Below are 25,460 nucleotides of genomic sequence, written 5' to 3'. Positions count from 1 at the left end.
GATCCGCCATGTCCTCCCCTTCCCCGTCCTCCTTCGATCCGCAGCATCTGGCTGCCCAGTTTTCCGCGGCACGCGCCCGTATCCCTGCCGCCGAACTCGGCGTGCCGGCAAGCGTCACCGATGCCATGGCGGTGCAGGAGATCTTTTCGTCGACGCTGCCGGCGGACCCCATCGGCTACAAGGTGGCGCGCTCGCCGGACGGCATTGCCGTGGTCGGCCGCCTCTGGCCGCTGGCGCTTGGCGAAAACGCCGCAATTGCCGAATTTCCCTGGCGCGACGGGGTGAAGATCGAGGTGGAAATCGCGGTAACGCTGGTCTCCGCCCTGCCGCCCCGGGCCGAGGGCTATAGCCAGGACGAGATCCTGGCTGCGATCGGCAGCGTGCATCTGGGTATCGAGGTGCTCGACAGCCGCATCGCCGAAGGCGGCAAGGCGCCCTATCTGCTGTTTCTCGCCGATCGGCTCGGCAATGCCGGCTATGCGCTCGGGCCGGCTGTGCCGAAAGACATGCTTGCATTGAATGGCGAAAAGCAGCTGGTCGTGCGCCTCGGCGACACGACGATCTACGATGCCGAAGCCAGCCATCCGACCGGCAATGTGATGGATTGGCTGAGCGGCTGGGCGTCGAAGAGCGATCGGCCGGCCGGCTCGCTTTCGGTCGGCGAGATCATCACCACCGGCAGCCTGTGCGGCGCGCCGGTTGCGCAACAGCCCGGCCTGCTGACGGTCGAACTCGAGGGTGGATTTACGATGTCCATCCGCCTGACGGCCTGACGGCATTCATGGCCCTGGCTCTGCCGGGGCCATATAGGACTTGTGGCAATACAGGGCTTGCGACCGGTTCAGAACCCGCCGGCAACGAGGCGGCGACGCAGGCCGTCGATATCTGCGGTATCCAGTTCATCGAGACGGCGCTCCCAGTCGAGTGCCGTTTCAACGATGACCCGCAGGCTGTCATACTGCGGTACCCAGCCGAGTTTTTCCCGGGCAAGGGTCGAATCGGCCACCACCAGCGGCGCATCGCCCGGCCGGCGCGGTCCGTATTCGACGGCAAACGGCTGACCGCTGACCTGGCGCACCGCGCGCAGGATATCGAGCACGGAATAGCCCTTGCCATAGCCGCAATTGGCAATCAACGGTTCGCCGCCATTGCGCAGATAGGCAAGCGCGCTCAGATGCGCGTCGACCAGATCGTTGATATGGATGAAGTCGCGCACGCCCGTGCCGTCGGGTGTCTGGTAATCGGTGCCGAAGACCGAGACCGACTTGCGTTTGCCGAGGGCGGCTTCGCAGGCGACTTTCAGCAGATGCGTGGCGCCGGCTGCGGAATTGCCCGCCCTGCCCTTCACATCGGCGCCTGCGACGTTGAAATAACGCAGCGCGACATAACGCAGGTCATGGGCACGCGCCGTATCGCGCAGCATCATCTCACTCATCAGCTTCGACTGGCCATAGGGCGATTCCGGGCGCAAGGCGGCGTCCTCCCGGATCGGCAGCGGCTGATCCGGCTGGCCATAGACGGCAGCCGTGGACGAGAAGATCACCTTGTTGATACCCGCCTTGACGGCCGCGCTCAGCAGCCTGTGGGTATTGCCGGTGTTGTTTTCGTAATAGCTGAGCGGATCGGAGACCGATTCCGGCACGACGATTGAGCCGGCAAAATGGATGATCGTCTCGATCCGGTTTTCGGCAAAGACCTGCTTAAGCACGGAGGCATCGCCGATATCGCCAAGGTAGAACCGCGCCTGCGGCGCCACGGCCCAGCGGAACCCCGTCGACAGCCGATCGACGACGACGACGTCCTCGCCCGCGTCCAACAGCGCCCAGACCATGTGGCTGCCGATATAACCGGCGCCACCCGTTACCAAGATCGCCATGATTTTCTTCCCAACGTTTTCTTGTTGGGAAGAGCTAATCACGGCGGCATTGTCGAAAGCTTATTTTTGCGGGTTAAGCATCTGATTCAAGCGGACTATTCGTCGGTTTGCTTAAGTTTTCCCTAGCCGAAACATTCAAATTTTAGCGGTTCTTGTCAAAGCGCCAGGATATAACGGCTCAGGCGATCGGCGGCTTCCTCGATCTGTTTGGCATTGCGCAGGAAGCAGGCGCGCAGGAAGGCCTCGCCGCCGGCGCCGAATGCCGTTCCGGGTGCGAGGCCGACGCCTGTCCTGTCGACGATGTCGAAGGCCGCCTGGCGGCTATCGGTGATGCCGTCGATCTTCAGGAAGGCATAGAGAGCGCCCTCGGGCTTCAGCGTCTCGACCCGGTTGGTGGCGATCAGCCGGTCGCAGAGGATATCGCGTGCCTGGGTGGCGCGGGCGATGTTTTGCGCGACAAAATCGTCGCCATTGTCGAGTGCCGCCACCGCACCGCGCTGCATGAAGGGTGCAACACCCGAGGTCGAATACTGGATCAGGTTTTCCAGCACATTTCCGATTTCCGGCGGCGCGACGATCCAGCCGACGCGCCAGCCGGTCATCGACCAGTTCTTCGAAAAGGAATTGGCAAACAGCACCCGGTCGCCCTCTTCCATCACGTCGAGGAAGGACGGCGCGCGCTCGCCCTCGCCGTAATAATAGAGCGCATAGATCTCGTCGGCGAGGATCCAGATGCCGTGGCGGCGGGCAATCTCCAGGACCTTTTTCAGGTCTTCCTTCGTCGCCGTCCAGCCGGTCGGGTTCGACGGCGTATTGATGAACAGCGCCTTGGTCTTCGGCGTGATCATCGCCTCGAGCCTGTCGAAATCGAGCGACCAGCGGCCGTCGGCAAAGGTCAGCGGCAGGCCGACGGCCTTGGCGCCGGAAATTTCGATCGCCGAGACGATGTTCGGCCAGGTCGGCGACAGATAGACCATCTCGTCGCCCGGCGAGGTCAGTGCCTGGACGCAGAGCACGATCGCCTGCATGCCCGAACCCGTCGCATAAAAATGATCGGCCGGCGGGTCGACGCCGAAATGGCGGCTGTAATAATTGGCCAGCGCCTGGCGCAGTTCCGGCACGCCGCGCTGCCAGGTGTAGAAGGTCTCGCCACCTAGAAGCGCGTCGCTGGCCGCCTTGCTGATGAAATCGGGCGTCGGCAGATCGCCCTCGCCGACCCAGAGCGGCAGGAGGTTGTCGCGGGTGCGGGCATGGTTGACCAGTTCGACAATGCCGCTCTTCGGGGCGGCAAGCGCACGGGCGCTAAGGTCATTCAAAAACGGCATGAATCGGCGTCTCCAGGGATCAGTGGACCTGATCTAGCCGATCGGCGGGCAAAAATCCCATGACAATGATTGAGCAAGGGATCGATTCAGGTGATGGATCGCCGTGGCCTTGTGCAGAATTGGCCACGGCGCAAACAGCATCAGGGCTTTTTCAGGAGGTCGCGGATCTCGGTGAGCAGCTGGATGTCGGCTGGCGGCGGCGCGTCTTCGGCCGCCTGCTTTTCCTGCTTCTCCAGCGATTTGCGCAGCGTGTTCACGCCCTTGACCATCAGGAAGATGATCCAGGCGAGAATGACGAAATTGATCACCACGGTGATGAAATTGCCGTAGGCGAAAACGGCCCCCTGCTCGCGGGCAGCGGCCAGCGACGTCGCCGTGACCTTGTCGCTCAGCGCCAGGAAATAGTTGGAGAAGTCGAAGCCACCGAAAACCACACCGACGACCGGCATGACGATGTCCTGGACCAGCGAGTTGACGATCAGGCCGAAGGCACCGCCGATGATCACACCGACGGCGAGGTCCATGACATTGCCCCGGGCAATGAATGTCTTGAATTCGTTCAGCATACCGCTCTCCTTTTGTGCTGCGCTGAGCCAACCGCCGGCGCGCGGCGATCCCTTCGCAATGGTTAAAGAAAGATTTTCCATTCGGGAATGGTAAATTTCGATTTGGTCAATCTGATCTTCGACTTAAGGCCAAGTTGAATGCGATTTCAAAAACGATCGACTTCCCCTAGAGTTTCAGGCGGGTGCCGTTCAGGAGGAAAAAGTGCTCCCAGGCTGGATTATCGTCGCTTCGGCTCTCGGCTATCTGCTGTTTCTGTTCGCCGTGGCCAGCTACGGCGACCGAAGATCGCGTGTCAGCGGCGTGCCCGCTGGCGGTAGGCCGGCCGTCTATGCGCTCAGCCTTGCGGTCTATTGCACGTCCTGGACCTATTTCGGCGGCGTCGGTCTTGCGGCCGAACGCGGGCTGGAATTCATGGGCATCTATATCGGCCCGATCCTGATGTATACGCTCGGCATGCCGGTGCTCAGGCGCATCGTCGAACTCGCCAAGACCGAAAAGATCACCTCCGGCGCCGACTTCGTCGCGGCCCGCTACGGCAAGAACCCGATCGTCGGCATGCTGGTGACGGTGATCTACCTGGTCGGCATCATCCCCTATATCGCCCTGCAGCTGAAAGCGGTCTCCAGCTCGGTCGCCACCGTCATGGACCCCAGCGCCTACGGCATCGGCACAGGCAATCTCTACTTCATCGACCTGCCGCTGATCGTCGCTTTCATGCTGGCCTGTTTCGCGGTGATCTTCGGCACGCGCCACACCGATGCGACAGAGCACCAGGACGGGCTGATCCTGGCGATCGCGATGGAATCGGTGGTCAAGCTGGTGGCTTTCTGGACACTCGGCATCTTCGTGCTGTTCTTCATCTTCGACGGGCCGGCCGATCTCTGGCAGAAGGCACGCGACAGCGAAGCGGTGATGGCAGCGCTGTCCTACCAGACGCCGCCGGCCCGCTGGATCCTGCTGACAGCGCTCTCGGCCTTTGCCATCATCATGCTGCCGCGCCAGTTCCATGTGACCGTGGTGGAAAACCGCACGCCGCGCGAACTCAGGCTCGCCGGCATCCTGATGCCGATCTATCTGATCGCCATCAACATCTTCGTGCTGCCGGCGGCGATCGGCGGCATCATGACCTTCGGCGGCACCGGCGATGCCGATCTTTATGTGCTGTCATTGCCGCTGAATGCCGGCGCAGGCCTGGTCTCGCTTTTGACCTTCATCGGCGGCTTCTCCGCGGCAACCGCCATGGTCATCGTCGCATCGGTGGCGCTTGCCATCATGATATCGAACGACATGGTGCTGCCGATCTTCCTCAGGCAGAAGCTGCTGGAGCGCCCCAGTCAGCGGGCCAATTTCGCCAAGACCCTGCTGCATATCCGCCGTACCGCGATCTTCGGCGTCATGCTGCTCGGCTATGTCTATTATCGCTCGGCCGACAATTCGACCGGCCTTGCCTCGATCGGTCTCCTGTCGTTTACCGCGATTGCCCAGATCGCGCCGGCGATGTTCGGCGGGCTGATCTGGCGCCGGGCCAATGCGCGCGGCGCGATTGCCGGCCTGACCTCCGGCTTCTTCGTCTGGGCCTATCTGTTGTTCCTGCCAAGCCTTGGCGCCATCGACCATTCCTGGATCGCGTCTGCCGTGCTCGGCTTCCTTTTGCCCGGACTGCAGATGTTCGAGCCTGCCTTTGCGGATTCGCTGGTCAATGCCACGCTGTTCAGCCTCGCAGTCAACACCGCCGCCTTCATCATCGGCTCGCTCAGCCGCAATCCGCGACCGGTCGAGCGCATCCAGTCCGATATATTCGTCAAGCGTCATGCCCGCTCGCATTTCGCCACCCGCGGCTGGAAAACCAGCGTTGCCGTGGGCGATCTGAAGGCGGCCATTGCCCGTTATCTCGGCGACGAACGCATGGAGCGCTCATTCCGCACCTACGAGCAGAAGGCCGGCCGCAAGCTGGCGGACGACAGTCCGGCCGACATGGCCTTCATTCATTTCTCCGAACAGTTGCTGGGCAGCGCCATCGGCTCCTCGTCTGCCCGGCTCGTGCTGTCGCTGATCCTGCAGAAAGCGGAGGACACGTCTGCCGATACCGTCTGGCTGCTCGACCAGGCGTCCGAAGCGCTGCAATACAATCAGGACATGCTGCAGACGGCGCTGTCACAGATGGAGCAGGGCATTGCCGTTTTCGATGCCTCCGACCGCCTGACGATCTGGAACCGGCGCTTCCGCAGCCTGCTCGACCTGCCCGAGCATGTCGGCCAGGTCGGCTTTCCGCTCAACGACATCATCGCGATCCTGATGCAGCGCGGCGATGTGACGCCGGCCGGACAGACGGCGGTGGTGCACAGCTTCCACCAGTTCGACAACCCGTTCCGCATGGTGCTGTCCGGCGGCGACCGCATTCTCGAAGTGCGTTGCAACCTGATGCCGGACAAGGGCATCGTTGCGACCTTCACCGATATCACCGCCCAGGTGGAAGCCGACCGGGCGCTGAAACAGGCCAATGAGACACTGGAACAGCGCGTCAGCGAACGCACCGCCGAGCTGACGCGGGTCAATCACGCGCTGGCGGAAGCACGGGCTGCGGCCGATGATGCCAATATCGGCAAGACGCGCTTCTTTGCCGCCGCCGGCCATGACATTCTCCAGCCTCTCAACGCGGCGCGGCTCTATTCCTCGTCGCTGGTCGAACGGCTGGGTGCGTCCGACAACAGCGCGCTGGTGCGCAATATCGATTCAGCCCTTGAATCAGTCGAGAGCATTCTCGGCGCGGTGCTCGACATATCGCGCCTCGACACCGGCGCGATGAAGCCGCGTTTCTCCACCGTCGCGCTGAACGGATTGCTGGAACGCATCGAAACCGACTTTGCCCCCCTGGCGCGGGAAAAGAATGTCAAGCTGGTGGTCATGCCGACCAGGCTTGCGGTCCGTTCCGACCCCAATCTCCTGCGCCGGCTGGTGCAGAACCTCGTCTCCAATGCAATCAAGTACACCCCGGCCGGTCGCGTCGTGGTCGGTGCGCGGCGCCAGGGCGACAAGGTCATCATCCAGGTGACCGACAGCGGCATCGGTATTCCGGCCTCGAAGTTCCGCACGGTGTTCAAGGAATTCGCTCGGCTGGAGGAAGGCATGCGCACGGCGTCCGGCCTCGGGCTCGGCCTGTCGATCGTCGATCGCATCGCCCGCGTGCTGCATCATCCGGTCGAACTTGCCTCCAAGCCCGGCCGGGGCACGACTTTCCGCGTGGTCATGCCGCTCGAAATCGCAAAACCGCTCAGCCCCGGCGTCGTGCCGCTTGCGGCATCCGATCGCTCCAACCTCACCCTCCAGGGCTTGCGACTGCTGTGCATCGACAACGAGCCGAAGATCCTCGAAGGCATGGCACTGCTGGTGTCCGGCTGGGGCTGCAGCGTGCAATGCGCCGGTTCGATCGAGGAGATGGATGCGCTGATCTCGACGGAAACCCAGCCACCGGATCTGGTCATCGCCGACTATCATCTGGGCGACGGCAGCGGCATCGGGGCGATCCTCAGGCTCCGGGCCCTCTATCAGGCCGACGTTCCGGCGCTGTTGATCACCGCCGACCGCACGGCGGAAGTGCGGGCTGAAGCCGAGCGGCATTCGATCACCCTGCAGCACAAGCCCGTCAGACCGGCGGCGCTGCGCGCCTTCATCACCCAGGTCTATTCGCAAAAGCGCGCTGCGGCCGAATAGGTCGCTCCGGGATCGATCACAGGACGGCGGCCAGTCCCTCTCTTCGCCTTCCGGCCAATAGCGCCTGCCATCGAAGCTATCTATGCTGGCGATCTGCCTCTGGGAGTATCGGGGCATCTTGCCGGTCGGGAGGGCCATTGACTGCATGAAGATCGCATTGCTGTCCGACATCCACGGCAACCGCCAGGCTTATGAGGCGGTGATGGCCGATGCGTTTGCCCGCGGTGCCGAGCGCTTCGTCATTCTCGGCGACATCGTCGGTTATGGCGGTGATCCGCGGTGGTGCGTCGACAGGACGATCGCGCTTGCCGCAGAAGGCGCCGTGGTCATCCGCGGCAATCACGACCAGGCGATCGTCGATCCCAGCTATTCGATGACATCGGCCGCCGGCATCGCCATCGACTGGACCCGCATGACGCTGGAGCCGCGCCAGCGCGCCTATCTGGCCGGCCTGCCGATGGCGGTCGAGGAAGAGGACCGGCTCTACGTGCATGCCGACGGCTCGGCCCCCGGTCGCTTCCGCTATGTCACCGACGCGGCGACCGCACGGGCGCATTTCGACGGCTGCACGGCGCGCCTGAGCTTTTGCGGCCACGTGCACCGGCCCTGCCTCTATGGCTGCAGCCAGGGCGGCAAGGTGACGGTATTCACCCCGACATCGGACATCGGCATTCCGCTCACTGCGCCGCGGCGCTGGCTTGCGGTCATCGGTTCGGTCGGCCAGCCGCGCGACGGCAATCCGGCGGCGGCCTACGGGCTCTATGACACGGATCTCGGCGAGCTTTCGTTCCGCCGCGCCGCCTATGACATCGAAGCGGCCGCCGCCGCCATCCGCGCCGCCTCGCTGCCGGAGAGCCTGGCGACCCGGCTTTTCCAGGGACGCTAGGGACAAGAGAAAGCCAGCCATGCCCAAGGGACGTCTGAAGGAAGGCGATATCATCGACGGTTTTGCCATCGGCACGCTTGCCCATACCGGCGGCATGGCCAAGCTCTATCACGTCAGCCATGCCGATCATCCCGGCGCCTTGCTGATGAAAGTGCCGGAAATGGGCAGCGGCACCGATCCGGCGATGATCGTCGGCTTCGAGATGGAGCAGATGATCCTGCCGAGGGTCAGCGGTCCGCATGTGCCGCGCTTCGTCGCCAATGGCGACTTTGCCCGCGTGCCCTATATCGTCTTCGAACAATTGCCGGGCAAATCGCTCTATCCGGAACTCGACCGCCTGCCCCGCCCCCAGCCAGAGGTGATCGATGTGGCAACAAAGGTGGCCACAGCGCTTGCCGATCTGCATCGGCAGAAGGTGGTGCACCTCGATATCAAGCCGTCCAACATCCTGTTTCGCGACACCGGCGAAGCGGTGCTGGTCGACTACGGCCTTGCCCGCCATCTCGAGCTTCCCGACCTGATGGACGAGGAATTCCGTCTGCCCTATGGCACGGCGCCCTATATGGCGCCGGAACAGATCCTCGGCGTGCGCAGCGATTTTCGCTCCGACCTGTTTGCGCTTGGGGTGATGATGTATTTCTTCTCCACCGGCCGGCGTCCGTTTGGCGATCCGCAGCGGATGAAGGGCCTGAAAAAGCGCCTGTGGTGGGATCCGCCGCCGCCGCGCGAATTGAACCCGATGGTGTCCAAGGCCTTCCAGGAGGTGATCCTGCGCTGCCTGGAAATCGACCCGGCCCGGCGCTACCAGACGGCGGCCCAGCTGGCACTTGATCTCGGCGACCTGTTCCATGTGCGGCTGACGGCGCGGGCGGAAAAGCTCGAGCGCGACCCCTGGACCGTCCGCCTGAAACGACGCCTGCATCCCGATCCGATCGAGCTGGTGCGGCCACATGGGGCGACCGCGATCCTTGCCAATGCGCCGATCGTGCTGGTGGCAATCGATCTTGGCGAAGCGTCGCAGGATCTCGCAGACGCCTTGCGGCACACCGTCAGCCAGATCACCCGCGACCGGCCGCATGCCCGCATCGCCTGCCTGAATGTCCTGAAGATCGCCCGCATCGCGCTCGACAACGATCTCGACGCCGAGGGCAACAACAAACATGTGATGCGGCTGGTGGCGCTGAAGCACTGGGCCGCCCCGCTCGGCCAGAAGGACGGCGACGTCACCTACCACGTCATCGAGGCCGTCTCGACCGCCAGCGCCATCCTGACCTTTGCCCGCGACAACAATGTCGACCACATCGTCATGGGCGCCCGGCCCAACTCGACCATGCGCTCGCTGATGGGCAGCGTATCGGCCGAGATCGCCGGCATAGCACCCTGCTCGGTCACCGTTGTCAGGGTGCGCCACCCGGCCAACGGTTCACCGCATCCGTCCGAGCCGGGAGATCATGACGATGCGCACCATGGCGAAGGGAGGCATGCCAGCGCCGGACATGCCTGACGGTGACGATAATTCGTCAGCATCCACTTACCATTGGCGCTACAACCGTAGGGCCCAGACCGTGGCATGCACGACAACGCCCGGCTCGGCCGCCAACCGCAGCGCCCGCACCGGTTCAAAACCGGTGATGCGTTTGGTGCCGGCATGGCGCCCGCCATCGGCGAAGATCTCCAGCGAGCCATAGTCGAGGAAGACGCGAAACCGCTTCGCCTTGACCGCCTTGGCGAGATAACGCGGCCCGGGCGGGCCTGCGTTTTCCTGCACCTCAGTCGGCATGTGTTGCTGGACGATCTCCAGCCCCTCGCCGTGCTGGGTCACCGCGAGACGCATCTCGGGATGGTCGAGTTCGAGATGGAAGGCCGCCCCCGGCTCGCTGAGGTCGAAGACGATCTCGGCTGCCCCATGCGGCAAGGCCACCGTCTGGCCGGCGGCAAGCCTTGTGCGGTCGAGCATGCGCGAGCGCAGGCTTTCTGCAGCCCCGATTGGCGGTGTCAGCAATTCGCCATCCTCCAGCAGCAGCGTGCGTGGCAGGCTCATGGCACTCGGAAAATCGATCGTCGGACCGGTATCGGCCCAGTTGCCGAGCCAGCCGATGCCCACCGGACTGCCGCCATCGACAAAGGCCTGGAAGGCATAGTTGTCGGTGCCGAAATCCAGTTCGCGGCCGAATTCCTTGGTGAAGGTCCGGCCATCGAACCAACCGACATCGACCATGGACAGGTTGCGGCGACCGGTGTCCTTGTCCTCCCCGTTCATCAGGCCGTAGATCAGTGCCCAGCGGGTGGCGGGATCGCGCGGATCGCCGTCGAGCGGCAGCAGGCAGGGGCATTCCAGGGCCGAGGTCTCGTAGCGGGTCTCGGTATAAAGCTTGCCGAGATAGATCCAGCCGCCGGCCGCCGCATTGTCCTCCGTCTCATAGAGCAGGATGACGCCGCCGGCATCGCTCTGGCTGCCGAGCAGCATTTTCCAGCGCCCGTCCGGGCCGCGAAAGACGTACGGATCGCGGAAATCGAAGGTCAGCCCCTCGCCGTCCGGGCGGCGCGGAAGAAGCACTTCGGCAGCACCCGCGCTGAACAGATCGGCCGACGTCGCCGACATCTGGATCTCCTGCTCGGGCACCCGGTCGGCGATCTTTTCGGTGAAAAAGACGCGGATGCCCGGTCCGTTCGGCAGGGCGATCGCCGAGCCGGAAAAGGCGCCGCCGCGCTTGTCGGGTCGTACCGACAGCTCTTCCGACGGAAAAAGGAAGACCGGCAGATGGCGCCAACGCAGGTAGTCGGAGGACACGGCATGACCCCAATGCATGTTGTTCCAGATGCGTCCATGCGAATAATGCTGGTAGAACAGATGCGGCCTGCCGCCGAAGCGGCCGAAACCGTTCGGATCGTTCATCCAGCCGAATGGCGGGCGGAAGTGATAGCTCTCCGGCAGTTCCGGCGGCGCGTTGGCCGGATTGGTGTGCAGGACGGTGATGCCGGTCTCCAGCACGTCGCTGGCGGTAAACCAGTAGGCGACCGATACGGAGGTTACCGCCGGATCGTAGATCAGCTCGATCGAGCCGCCACCGAAGACATGGTAGATGCGGAAGGAATGTTCCTCGGCATTGACCGCCTGGACCTCGCCGAACTTGCCATTGGTGCTGTGGAAGGAGACCGAGCCCGGCTCTTCCGGCGAGACCGCCTTCAGCCAGAGATGCAATGTCGCGTTGACCGGAAGCTCCGTCTCGATAACGCGATGCTCCACCGCCGTCTCCATTGAACCTGCCATGTCATTTTCTCCACATTCCCAATCAAGCCAAGCAGCACTCCCGCCGGCCGAGCGATAGGCCGGCCGCGCGCGAGATGGAACAACGACAATGCCCGCCAGCCTGTTCCCTTTCCTGCCTGTCATCAAGCCTTCATCGCAGCGTCATCGCGCTTTCATTCGCAACCGCTATCGGAAGCTCGAGAGATTCCGGACCTGGAGCGACTGCCGATGCGTCTTGCCGTTTCCATCCTAGCCACCCTTGTCGGCCTCCTGCCGCAATCGGCGCTGAATGCCCCCTTCCCTGCTGCCGACACTTTTTCTGGCCCCTTGGCGGGCCGCAGCGCCCTGATCCACCAGCGGCTGACCGATGCCAATCTGTGGCGCGACCATGTCATGGTGGTCGCCCACCGGGCCGGATGGAAGGAAAACGGCGTGCCGGTCCGGGCGGAAAACTCGTTTGCGGCCATCGACCATGCCGTCGAACAGGGCGTCGAGATGGTCGAAATGGATGTGCGGCGCAGCCGGGACGGCGTGCTTGTCGTCATGCATGACGCGACGCTGGAGCGCACCACCACCTGTCGCGGCGCCGTCGAAGACCTGTCGCTTGCCGCGCTTCGAACCTGTCGGCTTGTCGTCGAAGGTCAGCGTCAACTGACGGATGAGACGGTGTTTACGCTGGAAGAGGCGATGCGCCATGCCAAGGGCCGCATCCTGATCAATATCGACAACAAGCTGGAGCCGGAAGCGCTGGTCGAAGTGGCCGAACTGGCGCAGCGGCTGGAGATGACCGACGGCCTGCTGTTGAAAATGGCGGTGTGGAATGCCGAGCGGCTGCAGCTTGCCCGCGACATCCGCCGGGCGATCGGCCCCGAGATCGCCTTCATGCCGATCCTGGCCGACGATGCGGTGAAAGAAGCCGATTTCATCGACCGCACCGAGGCGTCGCTGTCGGCGCCGGCGGCCGAGCTGATCCACTGGTACCGCAATGCCGGCAAGCCGCTGACCACCGATGGCGGGCCACTGTTGTCAGCTCGGGCGCGGGCAGCCGCGATCCGCAACAACACGCATCTCTGGATCAATACCTACCCGATTACCGACCGGCCGGAGGGCATGGTCGCCGGCGGACGCGGCGACTACCTGGCCATGGCGGCCGGACGGCCAGAGGATGTCTACGGCTTCTTCGTCGACCGCGGCGTGACGATCATCCAGACCGACGAACCGGCCGCCCTGATCGGCTGGCTCGACGCGCAGGGGCTGCGGCGCAGCTATGATCTGACCAACTGAGTGTTGGCCAATTGAGTTCTGATGTGAGTTCTGATGCCGGACGGTTTGACCGCCCGGCATGCCTTGTTTGACCGGAGCTTCCAGGCCAAGCTTTCAGGCCCGAGCTGTCAGGGCCTTGTCGGCACCACCACTGCGGGCGCGTCTTCGGCTTCGACCTGACGGGCGAAATAATTGGCCAGCAGCGCGCCGGAAATATTGTGCCAGACGCTGAAGATGGCGCTGGGCACGGCGGCCAGCGGCGAGAAATAGGTATTGGCAAGGGCCGCACCGAGACCGCTATTTTGCATGCCGACCTCGATGGCGATCGCCTTGCGCCGCGCCAGTGACAGGCCGCAGGCCTTGGCGGCAAAGAAGCCGAGCAGGAAGCCCAGGCCGTTGTGCAGCACAACGACGGCGAAAATCATCAGGCCGGATTGGACAATCGCGCCCTTGCTGGCGCCGACGACGGCCGCGACGATCAGCACGATGCCCAGCACGCTGACCAGTGGCAGTGCCGGAACGGCGGCGCGCACCACGGTCGGTGCAAGTTTCTGCAACGCAAAGCCGAGCGCCAGCGGCACCAGCACCACCTTCACAATGCTGATGAACATGGCCATGGCATCGACGGGCAGGAACTGGCTGGCAAACAGCCAGACGAGGAAGGGCGTGACGATCGGCGCTGCCAGCGTGGTGACGCTGGTGCAGGCAACCGACAAAGCCACATCGCCCTTGCTCAGATAGGTCATGACATTCGACGACGTGCCACCGGGGCAGCAACCGACCAGAATGACACCGGCGGCGACTTCCGGCGGCATGGGGATGAGCATGGTCAACAGCACGGCGAGAAGCGGCATGATGACGAATTGCGAGCCAACCCCGATCGCCACATCGAAGGGACGCTTCACCACCTCGCGGAAATCGTCAAGCGAGATGGTCAGGCCCATGCCGAACATGATGATCGCCAGAAGCGTGACGATCCATGGCACGATCTGCTTGAACAGTTCGGGGAAGAAGAAGCCGAGCACGGCGAAAAGGATGACCCAGACGGCAAAGGTCTTGCCGACAAAGCTGGAAAAAGATGCGAGCGATTTCATGATTGCCTCCCGATAAACGTAAAACGCGGTGTAGATCCGGCTTGCATTCTGTCAAGTCGGATGGCGCGCCGATCGGTACACCTGCGCCTATGGCAGCGCGCAAGGATTGCGTTTTCCGCATGGATTTGCAGCCAAGCGTCCGGTAAGGCCCCCATTGGTGTGACCTAAGCCACCTTGGCCGGTCCTGCACTTGCCCTTTTTGCGGGTCCTTGCGAGGGCGATCGCCGCAAGCACGGGCGTTGCCATCTCGCCTGAGAATTGCGAGCGCTTGCGTCGGGATCCTCGGGTCAAGCCCGAGCATTTATCGACGCCGACAAACGGGATTGAGCGGTGTCCGTCCTAGGTTTGTAGCCGGGTTTTTCGTTGCGATCGATCCAGTCGAGGATTGTGCCAAGCTCGCCCTGCAAGGTGATGCTGTAGCTGCCGCGCTTCTGGCCTGGAGTGACCACAACGCGATCGATGATCTGGCGGATGGTGTTTGCTGCTTCTAGCGCGTTGCCGGGATGAGAGAGCGCCTCGGTCAAACGCTCGATTCTGCGCCTAAGGGTCTCCGCGATGCTCGGATGAAGATCGGGTACGTCCTGCGGGATATCGGCGAGACGCGCCGTGAGGTTGTCCTGTCTGGCCTCCAATTCGGTCAGGCGGTCGGACAGGGCACGATGCCAGCCTCCCTGCTCGATGACGTGCACGATCTCGGCAATAGCCTTTGCAACCTCGCCAAGCTCGCGACGGTTGGCCTCGGCGGAATGGCGGCGGTCGCAGTTGAGCCTGTTGGTTTCCTCTGCATAGGCGCGCACGGCTTCCGCCATCATGTCTGGGGTCATCAGACGCTCGCGCAGGCCAGCCAGCACCCGGGCTTCAAGTGTCTTGCCAGGAACGGTGCGGGCATTGTCGCAGCCATTGCCGAGCACACGATTGGAGCAGGTGAAGCGGTCCTGTCCGCGCCGGGAATATGTGCCGCCACAACTGCCGCAGAATACCAGACCGGACAAGAGCGTGCGCGGGCGATGGGTGGCGTTCATCCCGCTGTTCCTTAGCTCCCGCATGGCATCACGCGAACTGTCGATCTGCTTCTTGTAAAGGGCGGTCAGATTGTCCTGGCGCACTTTGGCTGCATCCCAAAGCTCCTGCGGCACGATACGAAGCTCGGGAGCCTCTGTGCGTATCCAGTCGCTTTCGGGGTTGAGGCGGTATGTGAAGCGCCCTGTGTCGGGGTTCTTGAGCTTCTTCTGCCGGTTCCAGCGGATGACGCCGACATAAAGCTCACAGTTCAGGATGCCGGAACTGATGATGCGGTTGCCCCGGATGGTGGCATCGTTCCAGCGGTTTCCCGTGGGGCTTGGGATGCCCTCGCGGTTCAAGTCTGCAGCGATGTGGCGCGGCCCTTTGCCAGCGACATATTCACGGAAGATGCGCCGCACGATTTCAGCCTGCTCCTCGATGATTTCGCGTTCGCCACGGATCGGCTCGCCGTGTGTGTCGAGCCGATGGACGACACGGTAGCCGTAGGCGTTGCCCCCGCCGATCTTTCCGGCCTCGACGCGGCCCCGGATGCCGCGATGGGTCTTGATGGCGAGGTCCTTGAGAAACAGGGCGTTCATCGTGCCCTTCAGGCCGACATGAAGCTCATTGATCTCGCCTTCCGACAAGGTGACGATCGTTACGCCCGCGAAGCGCAGGCGCTTGAAGACGCCGGCCACGTCCTCCTGATCGCGACTGATACGGTCCAGCGCTTCCGACAGCACCACGTCAAAGCGGCCTGCATGTGCATTCGCGAGAAGTGACTGGATACCAGGGCGAATGAGCGATGCGCCGGAGATGGCGCAACTGGTCCTCGATCGAAGCATCACGCTGGTTGTCGGAGGAATAGCGCGCATAGAGGGCAACACGGGTCATGGGCATGTCTCCTTGTTGGTCCGCAACGCTGGCGGCATGGTCAGCGGCGTTCGCGACGGCTGCATTCGTGGGCGAGACGGGCGCGGTTGCAGCGCCCGCAATCCGCCTTTCCTTGCGTCCCGGCCGAACGCCTGAGCGAAGACGGCCGGTCAAGGCTGGCGCGGCACGCGCCACCGCGTTAGCGGCTGGGCCTTGAGGGGACGACTTTGCTCTGGCCCGATCGTTCAAGCCCAAAAAGGCTTTCATGGCACCATACAGATTTCGGACTGTGCGGCCTCGACAAGAATCCTAACTGCAAGCAGAGTTCTGAGGCAAGCCGTTTTCGGTCGTCCGCACAGGCAGCGACAAGCGCTAATCATCATCCGCCGCGCCTCTGCTCCGGTTGTCGTTGGCGGGCTGCTGCGCCTCGAAGTGTTCCCGCGCCATCTGCCTGCCGATCATTCGAGCAATAGACAGCACAGCCGCGTCAAACTTCCCGGAAGCCTTGGCCTTGGCCTTGCCCTCGCTCTCCTGTCCATCAGGCGCACGGTTGTCGTTCGCTGGTCCCTCTCTATCGGTGCGGCTCGCGTTATCAGCCATCGCCGCGCTCTCCCTCAGGCCGCCATGCGACGGGGTTGGCGATGCAGCGATTGATCTCGGGTTCACGCCATCCCGCGCCGTTGACGCTGATCCTGAACTGGGCGGGCAACGGGCGTTCGGCGATCTTGTGGTAGATCGTGGAGCTCGACGGGGTCGTGCGGGAGCGTCCGGTGTTCAACCGGACGATACGGTCTGATGCGGGCATGGCGACGCTACCTCCTGCTGCTCGTTTCTGACTGCCGCCAGATCAGTCAAAGCAGGAAATAATCGCTTTGCAACAGTTACTTAGTCGCGATCGCACCTCAGCGTAGGACGAGCGGATAAAACGTAGGTCTAAGGCGCGATTTTCTTTGCCAGTCGCACGCCCGGACCGCCGCCGTTCTCCGGAATGAACTCGATACCAGCGGCTTCAAACGCCACTTGAATGGCCTTTAGCGTTGAAGCGTGTGCCGATTTGCCAGATTCAATACGTGTAATGGTCGCTGCTGTCACATGAGCTTCGCGGGCCAAATCCCGGACACCCCATTTCAGGGCCGCTCGTGCCATTCGGATTTGCTCTTCTGTGATCAAAATTATTACCTTGACATAATTTATCGAGCCGCCAAATTATGTCTGTGATATAATTTGACTCATGCAAGCGACTAAGCGGAGTGCGGGAACACTCCACTCAGCCTGACGACAACCCAAGCTGTTCGGAGCTCAGATCATGGTTGATTCTGACAATACCACGACTTTGCCGTACGTCACCCGCAGGAAGATGCTGTCAGGTACCGCCATTGCGATGGGAGCATTGGGATCGGGCGCCTTCGCCTTCGACACAGTCATGCGAGAGGCATCCTCAGACCCTGTCCTGACGCTCTGGCGTCAATGGCAGGATGCCCACCGTCTGGCGGAACGCCTTTGCCGTCGGCAGCAAGGTCTCGAACGGCAACTCATACGGACCGTCGGCTTTCCTTTCTCAGTCATCCGGCTATCCGATGGCGAGCCAGTGGCGGCGTATTCCCGCGAGGCGATCCACGATGTGCTTCGTCTCGCGCCTGAGGAGGCCGCAGCCTGCGCGGAGGCCGAGGCCGAGTTTGCGGCTCATAAGCTGCGATGGGACAGGGCCGACCGGGACATCGGTTACACAGCCACGGTGCAAGCCGAGCGAGAGTCCGCTGATCGAGCGTCGGACCTGCTCGACGCCATGGCAGCTTTGCCCGCAACTTCGCTGGCCGGTGTAGCGGCCAAACTCGAAGCTGTGCTGCGTGAAGGCAATATCTCGGAGGATGGTTCCGAGTTTCCCTGGCCACACATCCGATCGGCGCTTGATGACCTCGCGCGCATAGCGCGGCAAGGCGCCAATGGCGTTCCGCCATGAATGCCTCGATAGGGGCCGCCAGTCTCAGTCGAGGGGCCTCCACATACTTCAACCCGGTAGTTGCGCTCTGACAGCAATGACAGGATTGTCGTCTATCGGCCCAAACCAATCATTGGCGGTAGCATGAAAAGGTACAGCTTCGCGCCGTCTTTCCAGTCGTTCAACCCGCCACTTCGACTTCCTGAAAGTTGCTAGTCTGCTTATGTGATCCCGGCATAGCGGCCTGATGCCGCCGATATGGACTCGTGACTTCACGGGCCTTTAGGCGGGGACGTACGCGGTGGTGAACGGCCTCGCATATTTGTCCGCCGCCGCCACCTAAGCGCCGACCACAAACCTGCCTGCAATTTAACTATAGCAGCCCTTCCAACAGTACTCTCGCCGCCCTTACATCCGTCGTATCCGAGCTTTCATCAAACCGCTCAAAAATCGGCTTCAACAATTCCCGCGCCTCACGCAGCCGGCCATCGCCTATCCATAGCGCAGACAGGTCGGTTGCGCTTCGTAGCTCCCAGGAACGTGCACCCATTTTTGCACTTTCTCCGATTGCCAGCTTTAGGAATGCCTCGACGTCTTCATCTGAAGCGCCCGTCGATGACAGTAGTCTCGCCTTCACGCGCAGCAGTTCAGGAAGGTAGCAGAGGTCTCCGTTATTCTCGACCCGTTCGATGGTTCGGTTGATCCGGTCCATGCCTTCGCCGAACTCGCCAATCGCCACCAATCCGTTGACGAGTGAGATTTCGAGCATGGTCGTGAACACCTCGTAAGTCGCCGAATGAAGCTTATCGATGCATCGGCGCAGTGTCTCGATCCCGGCCTTCACGTCTCCTCGGCGGATGGCCACTTCCCCTCGGAAACCTTGAGCGACAGATACGTATGGTGAAAGGAAATGCAGCCCTGCGCGCGAGATCAGCCATTCGATATGCTCCTCTGCACTGGGCAGGTCGTCTCGCCACAGAAACACAGCGATTCCGCCCAAAAGCGCGATGCACAGGGTCAGGGAATGATCCAGCTTTGCCGCATCGCTGATCGCCTGACGCGCCCGAAGGTCAGCCTGTTCTGGATAGCCTTGGAGCCACAGGTTTCGAGCCAGGATCCCGCCGGCGAGATGTCTCCCTTCGAATCCAACATAGCTGGCAGGGGTTCTTTGCGACCGCGGTTCGCTCCTTGCTGCGGCTTCAAGCTCAATCCTCGCCTTCACCAGATCGCCCGTGAAATGCAGCGAATTTCCGAGAAAAAAGCGACCCAGTTCAACGGTGGCAGGATCGTCCACCGTCATGGAGATCGCAGCACAACGGCGCGCGTAATGAAGAGCGGCATTAAAGTCGCCGATGCGCAGGCTCAACATGCTCAACGGCCCCAGGATACGCAATTGGTCGAGGGCATTTCCCCGCTCTTCTGCGATTTGCAGGCTGCGAACGAGGGCGGCTTGCGAGGTTTCGCGGCCGCCTTGAAGGTACATTCGGGAAATTCCAAGGCCCGCTTGCAGGTGCATCTCCTCGACGCCGCCTTTCGATTTCTCATCCAGCGCGAGAAGCGCACGTTCCGACCATCGCTGGCACTCGGGAAACAACGACATCACCTGGAAGACAGATGCCGCGGCAGCCGCAAGTCTGATGCCAGCGTCGATATCGCCGTGTTCCCCGAAGCACCACTCCAGTGCCGCGCGAACATTGTTGATGCTGACGAAGTATGGCAGCCGCTCAGGCCCTGTCGAAAACGTCGGCCAATCCGGGCCGAATTGTTCAATCCAACGTTGATAATACGTCGCGTGGCGTGCACCTAATCCGGCCCGGTCCTCTTCGGTCTGAGATTGGAGCGCATAGGCTCGTGTCGTGTCCAGCAGGCGGTATCGCATCGTCGCGCCGAGGGGACGGGTTGCCAGCAATGATTTGGCGACGAGATTGTCGATCGCCTCGAAGACGATCGCAGGATGCGTCTCTGACGTGGAAATCACCTCCAGTGCGGCATCAAGCGTGAAGTCGCCGACAAAGACTGCTAGGCGCCGCAGCACGAGGCGCTCCACCTCTGTGAGAAGTCCGAAGCTCCAGTCGAGCATTGCCTGCAGCGTTCTTTGTCGCGGCGGTGCTGTTCGAGATCCCGTCCATTCGAGTGTCAAATGCCGATCGAGGAGCGTGGCGGTTTGGGTAAGACCATAGCTCTCGACGCGGCGCGCGGCGAGTTCCAGGGCGAGCGCCATGCCGTCGAGCTTCCTGCAGATGCTTGCTACGACGCGAATGTCCTGGTCGCTGAGTTCAAGTGACGCCCCGCTCGCCGCAGCGCGTTCGATGAACAGGCGCGTTGCCGGAAAGGAAAGAATTGTCTCTGTGGAAAGTTCCGGATCATCCGGCGCGCAGGCGAGGGTGTCGAGCCTGTACACGCTTTCGGCCTCGATGCGTAATGCTTCGCGGCTCGTTGCGAGAAGGAAAACCTGCGGCGCGGCGTCGACAATCGTTGCCGCGAGATCAGCAATGGCATCTATCAGATGCTCGCAGGTATCGAGGATCAGCAGGATTTGCTTGTCGCGTATATACGCGAGCAGGCTGGGACGGACATCGTCGGATCCAACGGGCAGCCCGAGCATCGAGGCGATCCCCGCCGCGACCAGACCCGGATCGCTCAACATGCCATAATCGGCAAAAAGGACAGCTCCGTTGAAGGCCGGTGAAAGATGATGCGCGACCGCTGTGGCGACCGTAGTCTTTCCGACACCTCCACCGCCCACGATGGTGACCATTCGTGACGCCATCACCTTTTCCGCCAGTCGCAGAACGTCCTGCTCTCGTCCGATCATTCGATCAAGTCGGCCTGGCAGTAGGGCGTGACGGAATTCGGGAGTGGTGGAAGTTGGCCGCAGGCGGCCGGATCGCGAGATCGGCGCGACGAAACAATAGCCTCTTCCGGCAACCGTGGTGATATAACGCGCGCCGTCGTGTCCGTCGCCCAGCGCTTTCCTCAGCCCAGTCATGTGAAAACGAAGGCTGCCTTCGTCGACGATCACATCCGGCCAAACACGCGACATCAGGTCCTTCTTGGTAACGACGACATTTGGAGCGAGGGTCAGGGCGATCAGCAGGTCGAGCGCGCGGGCACCCAGATCGATCGGAACATCGTCTTTCGCAAGCAGGCGCTGGCTGATGCTCAAGCGGAAGGGACCAAAAGATAGATCGTCGGCATTGGTGTCGCCGAAACTGTTCATGTCGTTTGCCCTGGCTGCCCCTATCGGCTGGTTATACTCCTATGGGCCAGGGGGCGCTATCGACGATGATCGTCCGCTGCGGCAACTTCCGCCTCACACAATCATGACGTCGACCTGAATATTGCCCCGTGTGGCCCTTGAAAACGGGCAGATGCGCCGGGCTTCATCTACCAGCGTGACGGCGACCTCGGGTTCCAAACCTGGAAGGTGGACGACCAGGCGAACGCCGATGATAAATTCGTCGTCGTCCGAGGAGAGATCCACTTCGGCATGGATTCTAACGTTGGCGGAGAGTGGCACTCCGGCCTCCCGAGCGACCTGTGCGACAGAGCTTGAGAAGCTTGCGGACCATGCCACTGCCATGAGTTGTTCGGGGTTGGTGCCGATCCGGGTTGAAGCTGGATCCGAGAGCCTGATATCCAGAACGCCGTCGGTGCTGCGGGCGACGCCGTTGTCGCGCCCTCCAGTGGTTTCAGTGGTGGCCGTGTAAATCAAATGCATGGTCTTCTTCATGGATGTATCTCTTGAGCGGCAAGCGCCCGTTAGAAAAATCGGCGCGCATTGTGCGCGCCGATGCTCAACGTAGGTCAGCCAGACTTGCGAAGGCTGCGGAAGCCGGCACGCACCTCGTCGGTGAAAAGCTTCGGCTGCTCCCAGGCTGCGAAGTGTCCGCCTTTGGGAAGTTTGTTGTAATGCACGAGGTTCGGGTACGCTTTCTCGGCCCAGGCGCGCGGCGTCTGGTAGAGTTCGTCCGGGAAGACGCTGACAGCGACCGGCACTTTGACGCCTTTTGCAGCAAAGAAGGCGAGCTTGTTTTCCCAGTACAGGCGCGCGGCCGATACGCCAGTGTTGGTCAGCCAAAACAGCGTGATGTTGTCGAGGACATCGTCGGGGCTGAGGCCCTCATCCTGACCATCGAACGAGCGGGCGATCATTTCCAGGCTCGCCCCATCATGATCGAGCATGTAGGTTGCAAGAGCGATCGGGGAATCCGTCAATCCGGTAAGGGTTTGCGGCCGTGTTCCCATCAGGAACGCGTAGGAGACATGCTTGTAGAAAAAGACAAGCTGATCGTACGAATGCATTTCTTCATCCGAGAGACCTGCCGGGGCCGGCGCTCCGGAAAATGCTGCACCATTGATGGCATCGGGTATCGCACCCGGCATGTTGGTATGGATGCCAAGCAGTTCCGGAGGAGCCTGCACGCCGATCATGTCGGTTACGACCGCACCCCAATCGCCGCCCTGTGCGACAAACTGGGTGTAACCCAGGCGGCGCATCAGGATGGTCCAGGCGCTTGCAATGCGTTCCGGTCCCCATCCCGTCGCTTCAGGCTTGCCGGAAAAGCCGTAGCCCGGCATCGAAGGAATGACGATATGGAATGCATCCGAAGCGCTGCCGCCGTGGGCGGTCGGGTCGGTTAGCGGGCCGATGATCTTCAACTGCTCGATGATAGAGCCCGGCCAACCGTGCGTCACGACCAGCGGGAGCGCATTTTCATGCCTGCTGCGGACATGGATGAAATGGATGTCCAGCCCATCGATCTCGGTGATGAAGTTGGGTACGGCGTTGATCCGGGCCTCGACCTTGCGCCAGTCATATTTGTTCTGCCAGTGCTCCAGCAACTGCTTGGTCGTCTTCAGCGGTACACCTTGGGTAAAGTCGCCGACGGTCTCTTTTTCCGGTAGCCGCGTGCGGGCGAGGCGGGCACGAAGGTCGTCCAGATCCGCTTGCGGTATGTTCACCTGAAACGGGCGGATGGTGTCACATGCGGTCGCTGCCTTCGCATATGAGGGAAGCAAGCTCGCGATGCCCAAGATGGCGATCCCGGATGCGGCGGCACCCAGCAGGCGGCGGCGGTCTTCATCGATAACGTCAGTCTTGATTACGGTCATTGTCATTCTCCTCGGTAAATCGGGTTGATCGTCTGCACCCCTGTGCTGCTTCAAGGGGTACGCCGAGGGCGTCGAATGCACACGTTAGGCGTTGTTAGATGATGATAGTGACCTGATGACCGCTGAAGACGACGCCAGAGACCGCTCGCGCTGCACCCCTTGAAGAGCGGTTCCCATCTTCCCGCTCACAACGCTCCCGGCGTTGTTAATCGCGACTATTGACGTCTAACAACGCCTAACGTGCGATTCCTGTCCCGGCGGCGTAACTCTTGGATCAGCACAAGGTGCAGACGATCAATCCATCAAAACCTAGGACAGGAAATTCGCTATGACCCACAAGGTTCTCTTTACTGGCAAGACCCACAACACCAATGGCCGCGATGGCGGCGCTCGCAGCAGCGACGGTTTTCTCGACGTCAAGATGAAGCAGCCGCATCCGGCCGCTGAAAACCTCTTCGGTGCCGCCTGGTCGGCCTGCTACATGGGCGCCATCGAAGTTGCCGCTTCCCAGAGGCAGATCAAGCTCCCGGCCGGGATCGCGGTCGACGCCGAGATCGACCTGAACGTCGATGACGGCAACTATTTCCTGAGCGCCCGGTTCAATGTCAGCGTGCCCGGCATCGATCCTGTCACCGCTCGCGAACTGCTCGACGCCGCGCACAGCATTTGCCCTTACTCCAAGGCAACCCACGGCAACGTCACGATTGTGACCAATCTCGTCTGAACACGATCTCTCGGGTCTGCCCGTACATGACGGGCAGACCCGGTAAATATTTTGGCGCTATCGATCACGAAAGCAGCGTGAGAATCCTGGAGGCAATCCAATGTTGAAGTTCGACGCACAACGTGCCGCATACCGTGATTTCGCCGACCTGCTTGACACCGATCAATACCAGCCACTGCCGGATGACTGGTTCGTCGGAATAACGGATGTAGTCGATTCAACCTCGGCGATCGCCTCGGGGCGCTACAAGGATGTCAATTACGCGGGTGCATCCGCCATTGCAGCGCTTGGCAACGCGTGGAACAGTTTCGACTTTCCCTTCGTCTTCCGCGGCGATGGTGCTGCATTCGCCGTATCTCCAGACCGACTGGCATCCGCGACAAATGTTCTCCGGCAAACAGCGGCATACGCCCGAGGCGCTCTCCAACTTGGCTTGCGTGCGGGGCTTGTCCCGGTGAAGGAAATACGGGCACGTGGAAGCGATGTGAGGACGGCCCAGTTTGCGGCATCCGACGCTGCCACCTATGCTATGTTCGCCGGAGGTGGGCTGAACTGGGCTGATCAGCAGATAAAGGCGGGGAAGTATGTAATCATGCCGAGCCTGACGACCACGCCGCCGGACTTGACGGGGTTGACCTGTGAATGGGCACCGATCCCCAGCCACCGCGGCGAAATACTCTCTCTTCTCGTTGAGCCCATCGATCACAGCCAATCACGGCGTTTTGCAATTCTTGCACGACAACTCCTTGCAATTCTTGAAGCGGGCGATCGACGTTCGCGTCCCGTGCCGGATGAAATGGCCATCACGACGGAAGTCGCAGAGTATCTCGGTGGCAGGGGCTGGTCCGATGTGGTTTCGAATTCGGACTATCGTCGGTACGACGATGTGCTGCGTTTGACCCTGGATTGCACAGTCGTGCAGATAGGCAAGGTCGAGGCCCTTCTCGCCGGCGCCAGAGATCGCGGTGAAATTCGGTTTGGAATGCATCGGCAGTCTCATGCCCTGATGACCTGCCTAGTGCCCTCCGGCAACCGCAATGCCCACCTGCATTTCCTGGATGGGATGGGCGGTGGATACACGAAAGCTGCCGCAATGCTGGAGGCATAAAATCGGGGTAGGGAGCGCGCATCTCCTGCTTTTCTCGCGAACGATCGAGAATGGAGGCCCGATGTGGCTGGGCACCCTTTTGCTGAACCCACTGTGCAACGCGGCACTCCTAACTAATTGCGATCATTTGCTCCGCTCGGCGTTCGCTTCGTCCAATCGTATCGAACCGCACAAGCTGCTTAGGCCTAGGCGACCGACAATGCTGCCTGGTGCTTGAGGCAGGTGGTGGCATTGAGTAACCGGGCAACCTCGTCGCGGCTCAGCACCACAGGCAGGTTCCGAGGATGCGCCAGCCGGACGAGCCTGCGCGCCAGGTCCGGGCGGTCGAGGGTCTGGGTGAAGAAGAACCGTAGCGCCGACACGATGCTGTTCATCGTCGGAACGGGAACACCATCCTCCTGCTGCTGGATCTGGAACCGGCGCAGGTCGTCGGCGGTCGCCGTGTCTGGTGAACGCCCGAGGAAGGTTGCCAAGCGACCGATGTCGCGGAGATAGTTGCGCTGCGTTTCGCGTGAGAAACGTCGCATGTTCATGTCGTCGATCAACCGCTGGCGCAGCGGGCTGACGGGCGTGTCGAGATGGGGGTACTGCATGGTCAGGCTCCTTGTTGAAGAAGCTCGTCATGCTCCGCCGCTGCCGGACGACGTTCAACCCAGGCGCAACCTCCAGCCTGTGCCCTCTAATTCAACCGCAGACGCCCTCCCGCGCAGCGGGTTCGTTCGTCGGC

General features: G+C 61.8%; 22 protein-coding genes. 8 read left to right on the top strand and 14 right to left on the bottom strand.

Annotated elements, in window-relative coordinates:
• Window positions 1-8 precede the first annotated feature (8 nt).
• Complete coding sequence (locus tag PDO_RS16910; protein ID WP_007604560.1) at window positions 9-773, top strand: fumarylacetoacetate hydrolase family protein; 765 nt, start codon at window positions 9-11, stop codon at window positions 771-773.
• Window positions 774-841: 68 nt separating this feature from the next.
• On the opposite strand, the gene galE is transcribed toward PDO_RS16910, so the two are convergent.
• From galE to mscL, 3 genes are all read right to left on the bottom strand, one after another.
• Window positions 842-1,876: a UDP-glucose 4-epimerase GalE gene (galE, locus tag PDO_RS16905; protein WP_007604555.1), complete on the bottom strand. Its 1,035-nt coding sequence runs from the start codon at window positions 1,874-1,876 to the stop codon at window positions 842-844.
• A 155-nt stretch (window positions 1,877-2,031) separates the two neighbouring features.
• On the bottom strand, window positions 2,032-3,201 hold the full coding sequence (locus tag PDO_RS16900) for a pyridoxal phosphate-dependent aminotransferase (RefSeq protein WP_007604553.1): 1,170 nt from the start codon (window positions 3,199-3,201) through the stop codon (window positions 2,032-2,034).
• Between the two features lie 140 nt (window positions 3,202-3,341).
• The gene (gene mscL / locus PDO_RS16895; protein WP_007604551.1) at window positions 3,342-3,767 is read right to left on the bottom strand and encodes a large conductance mechanosensitive channel protein MscL; all 426 of its coding nucleotides are present in this window, start codon (window positions 3,765-3,767) and stop codon (window positions 3,342-3,344) included.
• Window positions 3,768-3,969: 202 nt separating this feature from the next.
• Here mscL and PDO_RS16890 point away from each other — a divergent pair, with 202 nt between their 5' ends.
• The 3 genes from PDO_RS16890 (at window position 3,970) to PDO_RS16880 (ending at window position 9,869) form a co-directional block, all read left to right on the top strand.
• Window positions 3,970-7,479: a hybrid sensor histidine kinase/response regulator gene (locus PDO_RS16890; RefSeq protein WP_007604549.1), complete on the top strand. Its 3,510-nt coding sequence runs from the start codon at window positions 3,970-3,972 to the stop codon at window positions 7,477-7,479.
• A 145-nt stretch (window positions 7,480-7,624) separates the two neighbouring features.
• Window positions 7,625-8,365 carry a metallophosphoesterase family protein gene (locus PDO_RS16885; protein ID WP_007604546.1) on the top strand — a complete coding sequence of 247 codons (741 nt, stop codon included), beginning with the start codon at window positions 7,625-7,627 and terminating at the stop codon, window positions 8,363-8,365.
• A gap of 19 nt (window positions 8,366-8,384) precedes the next feature.
• Complete coding sequence (locus PDO_RS16880; protein WP_007604544.1) at window positions 8,385-9,869, top strand: bifunctional serine/threonine-protein kinase/universal stress protein; 1,485 nt, start codon at window positions 8,385-8,387, stop codon at window positions 9,867-9,869.
• Window positions 9,870-9,908: 39 nt separating this feature from the next.
• Here PDO_RS16880 and PDO_RS16875 read toward each other — a convergent pair whose 3' ends face one another.
• Window positions 9,909-11,636, bottom strand: a complete 1,728-nt coding sequence (locus PDO_RS16875; protein ID WP_007604542.1) for a glycoside hydrolase family 32 protein — start codon at window positions 11,634-11,636, stop codon at window positions 9,909-9,911.
• A gap of 207 nt (window positions 11,637-11,843) precedes the next feature.
• On the opposite strand from PDO_RS16875, the gene PDO_RS16870 reads away from it, so the two are divergent.
• Window positions 11,844-12,899, top strand: a complete 1,056-nt coding sequence (locus tag PDO_RS16870; protein ID WP_007604534.1) for a glycerophosphodiester phosphodiesterase family protein — start codon at window positions 11,844-11,846, stop codon at window positions 12,897-12,899.
• A gap of 107 nt (window positions 12,900-13,006) precedes the next feature.
• Here PDO_RS16870 and PDO_RS16865 read toward each other — a convergent pair whose 3' ends face one another.
• From PDO_RS16865 to PDO_RS16845, 6 genes are all read right to left on the bottom strand, one after another.
• On the bottom strand, window positions 13,007-13,972 hold the full coding sequence (locus PDO_RS16865; protein WP_007604533.1) for a bile acid:sodium symporter family protein: 966 nt from the start codon (window positions 13,970-13,972) through the stop codon (window positions 13,007-13,009).
• A 287-nt stretch (window positions 13,973-14,259) separates the two neighbouring features.
• The gene (locus PDO_RS16860; RefSeq protein ID WP_244426474.1) at window positions 14,260-15,762 is read right to left on the bottom strand and encodes a recombinase family protein; all 1,503 of its coding nucleotides are present in this window, start codon (window positions 15,760-15,762) and stop codon (window positions 14,260-14,262) included.
• Entirely contained in the window at window positions 15,722-15,868 is a 147-nt protein-coding gene (locus tag PDO_RS29150; protein WP_007604531.1) for a recombinase family protein, read from the bottom strand. Before PDO_RS29150 ends, PDO_RS16860 begins: the two co-directional genes overlap by 41 nt.
• A gap of 351 nt (window positions 15,869-16,219) precedes the next feature.
• Window positions 16,220-16,447 (bottom strand): hypothetical protein, encoded by a 228-nt coding sequence (locus tag PDO_RS16855; RefSeq protein ID WP_007604529.1) that lies wholly within the window; start codon window positions 16,445-16,447, stop codon window positions 16,220-16,222.
• Window positions 16,440-16,652, bottom strand: a complete 213-nt coding sequence (locus PDO_RS16850) for a helix-turn-helix transcriptional regulator (protein WP_007604527.1) — start codon at window positions 16,650-16,652, stop codon at window positions 16,440-16,442. The genes PDO_RS16855 and PDO_RS16850 overlap by 8 nt, the downstream gene beginning before the upstream one ends.
• A gap of 128 nt (window positions 16,653-16,780) precedes the next feature.
• Window positions 16,781-16,993 (bottom strand): helix-turn-helix domain-containing protein, encoded by a 213-nt coding sequence (locus PDO_RS16845; protein ID WP_007604525.1) that lies wholly within the window; start codon window positions 16,991-16,993, stop codon window positions 16,781-16,783.
• 160 nt (window positions 16,994-17,153) lie between these two features.
• Here PDO_RS16845 and PDO_RS16840 point away from each other — a divergent pair, with 160 nt between their 5' ends.
• Window positions 17,154-17,807 carry a hypothetical protein gene (locus tag PDO_RS16840; protein ID WP_007604524.1) on the top strand — a complete coding sequence of 218 codons (654 nt, stop codon included), beginning with the start codon at window positions 17,154-17,156 and terminating at the stop codon, window positions 17,805-17,807.
• 352 nt (window positions 17,808-18,159) lie between these two features.
• Here the strand turns inward: PDO_RS16840 and PDO_RS16835 are convergent, their stop codons facing one another.
• From PDO_RS16835 to PDO_RS16825, 3 genes are all read right to left on the bottom strand, one after another.
• On the bottom strand, window positions 18,160-21,006 hold the full coding sequence (locus PDO_RS16835) for an ATP-binding protein (RefSeq protein ID WP_007604522.1): 2,847 nt from the start codon (window positions 21,004-21,006) through the stop codon (window positions 18,160-18,162).
• A 93-nt stretch (window positions 21,007-21,099) separates the two neighbouring features.
• Entirely contained in the window at window positions 21,100-21,519 is a 420-nt protein-coding gene (locus PDO_RS16830) for an Ohr family peroxiredoxin (RefSeq protein ID WP_007604518.1), read from the bottom strand.
• 74 nt (window positions 21,520-21,593) lie between these two features.
• A complete protein-coding gene (locus tag PDO_RS16825; RefSeq protein ID WP_007604516.1) occupies window positions 21,594-22,901 on the bottom strand; it encodes an epoxide hydrolase family protein in 1,308 nt (435 codons plus the stop codon).
• A gap of 328 nt (window positions 22,902-23,229) precedes the next feature.
• Here PDO_RS16825 and PDO_RS16820 point away from each other — a divergent pair, with 328 nt between their 5' ends.
• Window positions 23,230-23,625, top strand: coding sequence for an Ohr family peroxiredoxin (locus PDO_RS16820; protein WP_007604514.1), 396 nt, complete (start codon window positions 23,230-23,232; stop codon window positions 23,623-23,625).
• A 100-nt stretch (window positions 23,626-23,725) separates the two neighbouring features.
• The gene (locus PDO_RS16815) at window positions 23,726-24,733 is read left to right on the top strand and encodes a DUF3095 family protein (RefSeq protein ID WP_007604513.1); all 1,008 of its coding nucleotides are present in this window, start codon (window positions 23,726-23,728) and stop codon (window positions 24,731-24,733) included.
• Window positions 24,734-24,918: 185 nt separating this feature from the next.
• Here PDO_RS16815 and PDO_RS16810 read toward each other — a convergent pair whose 3' ends face one another.
• Complete coding sequence (locus PDO_RS16810; protein WP_007604510.1) at window positions 24,919-25,326, bottom strand: phage integrase N-terminal SAM-like domain-containing protein; 408 nt, start codon at window positions 25,324-25,326, stop codon at window positions 24,919-24,921.
• Window positions 25,327-25,460: the final 134 nt, after the last annotated feature.

It is taken from the genome of Rhizobium sp. PDO1-076 (assembly GCF_000247475.1).
Classification (GTDB): domain Bacteria; phylum Pseudomonadota; class Alphaproteobacteria; order Rhizobiales; family Rhizobiaceae; genus Allorhizobium.
Note: the sequence above shows the minus strand (reverse complement) of the source record. Positions and strands in the feature narration are given on the sequence as shown.

Bases quoted from the DNA above. Each gene is read 5' to 3' on its own strand.
- PDO_RS16910 (WP_007604560.1), top strand. From the start codon at position 9: ATGTCCTCCCCTTCCCCGTCCTCCTTCGATCCGCAGCATCTGGCTGCC.
- galE (WP_007604555.1), bottom strand. From the start codon at position 1,876: ATGGCGATCTTGGTAACGGGTGGCGCCGGTTATATCGGCAGCCACATG.
- PDO_RS16900 (WP_007604553.1), bottom strand. From the start codon at position 3,201: ATGCCGTTTTTGAATGACCTTAGCGCCCGTGCGCTTGCCGCCCCGAAG.
- mscL (WP_007604551.1), bottom strand. From the start codon at position 3,767: ATGCTGAACGAATTCAAGACATTCATTGCCCGGGGCAATGTCATGGAC.
- PDO_RS16885 (WP_007604546.1), top strand. From the start codon at position 7,625: ATGAAGATCGCATTGCTGTCCGACATCCACGGCAACCGCCAGGCTTAT.
- PDO_RS16880 (WP_007604544.1), top strand. From the start codon at position 8,385: ATGCCCAAGGGACGTCTGAAGGAAGGCGATATCATCGACGGTTTTGCC.
- PDO_RS16875 (WP_007604542.1), bottom strand. From the start codon at position 11,636: ATGGCAGGTTCAATGGAGACGGCGGTGGAGCATCGCGTTATCGAGACG.
- PDO_RS16870 (WP_007604534.1), top strand. From the start codon at position 11,844: ATGCGTCTTGCCGTTTCCATCCTAGCCACCCTTGTCGGCCTCCTGCCG.
- PDO_RS16865 (WP_007604533.1), bottom strand. From the start codon at position 13,972: ATGAAATCGCTCGCATCTTTTTCCAGCTTTGTCGGCAAGACCTTTGCC.
- PDO_RS29150 (WP_007604531.1), bottom strand. From the start codon at position 15,868: ATGACCCGTGTTGCCCTCTATGCGCGCTATTCCTCCGACAACCAGCGT.
- PDO_RS16855 (WP_007604529.1), bottom strand. From the start codon at position 16,447: ATGGCTGATAACGCGAGCCGCACCGATAGAGAGGGACCAGCGAACGAC.
- PDO_RS16850 (WP_007604527.1), bottom strand. From the start codon at position 16,652: ATGCCCGCATCAGACCGTATCGTCCGGTTGAACACCGGACGCTCCCGC.
- PDO_RS16845 (WP_007604525.1), bottom strand. From the start codon at position 16,993: ATGGCACGAGCGGCCCTGAAATGGGGTGTCCGGGATTTGGCCCGCGAA.
- PDO_RS16840 (WP_007604524.1), top strand. From the start codon at position 17,154: ATGGTTGATTCTGACAATACCACGACTTTGCCGTACGTCACCCGCAGG.
- PDO_RS16835 (WP_007604522.1), bottom strand. From the start codon at position 21,006: ATGAACAGTTTCGGCGACACCAATGCCGACGATCTATCTTTTGGTCCC.
- PDO_RS16830 (WP_007604518.1), bottom strand. From the start codon at position 21,519: ATGAAGAAGACCATGCATTTGATTTACACGGCCACCACTGAAACCACT.
- PDO_RS16825 (WP_007604516.1), bottom strand. From the start codon at position 22,901: ATGACCGTAATCAAGACTGACGTTATCGATGAAGACCGCCGCCGCCTG.
- PDO_RS16820 (WP_007604514.1), top strand. From the start codon at position 23,230: ATGACCCACAAGGTTCTCTTTACTGGCAAGACCCACAACACCAATGGC.
- PDO_RS16815 (WP_007604513.1), top strand. From the start codon at position 23,726: ATGTTGAAGTTCGACGCACAACGTGCCGCATACCGTGATTTCGCCGAC.
- PDO_RS16810 (WP_007604510.1), bottom strand. From the start codon at position 25,326: ATGCAGTACCCCCATCTCGACACGCCCGTCAGCCCGCTGCGCCAGCGG.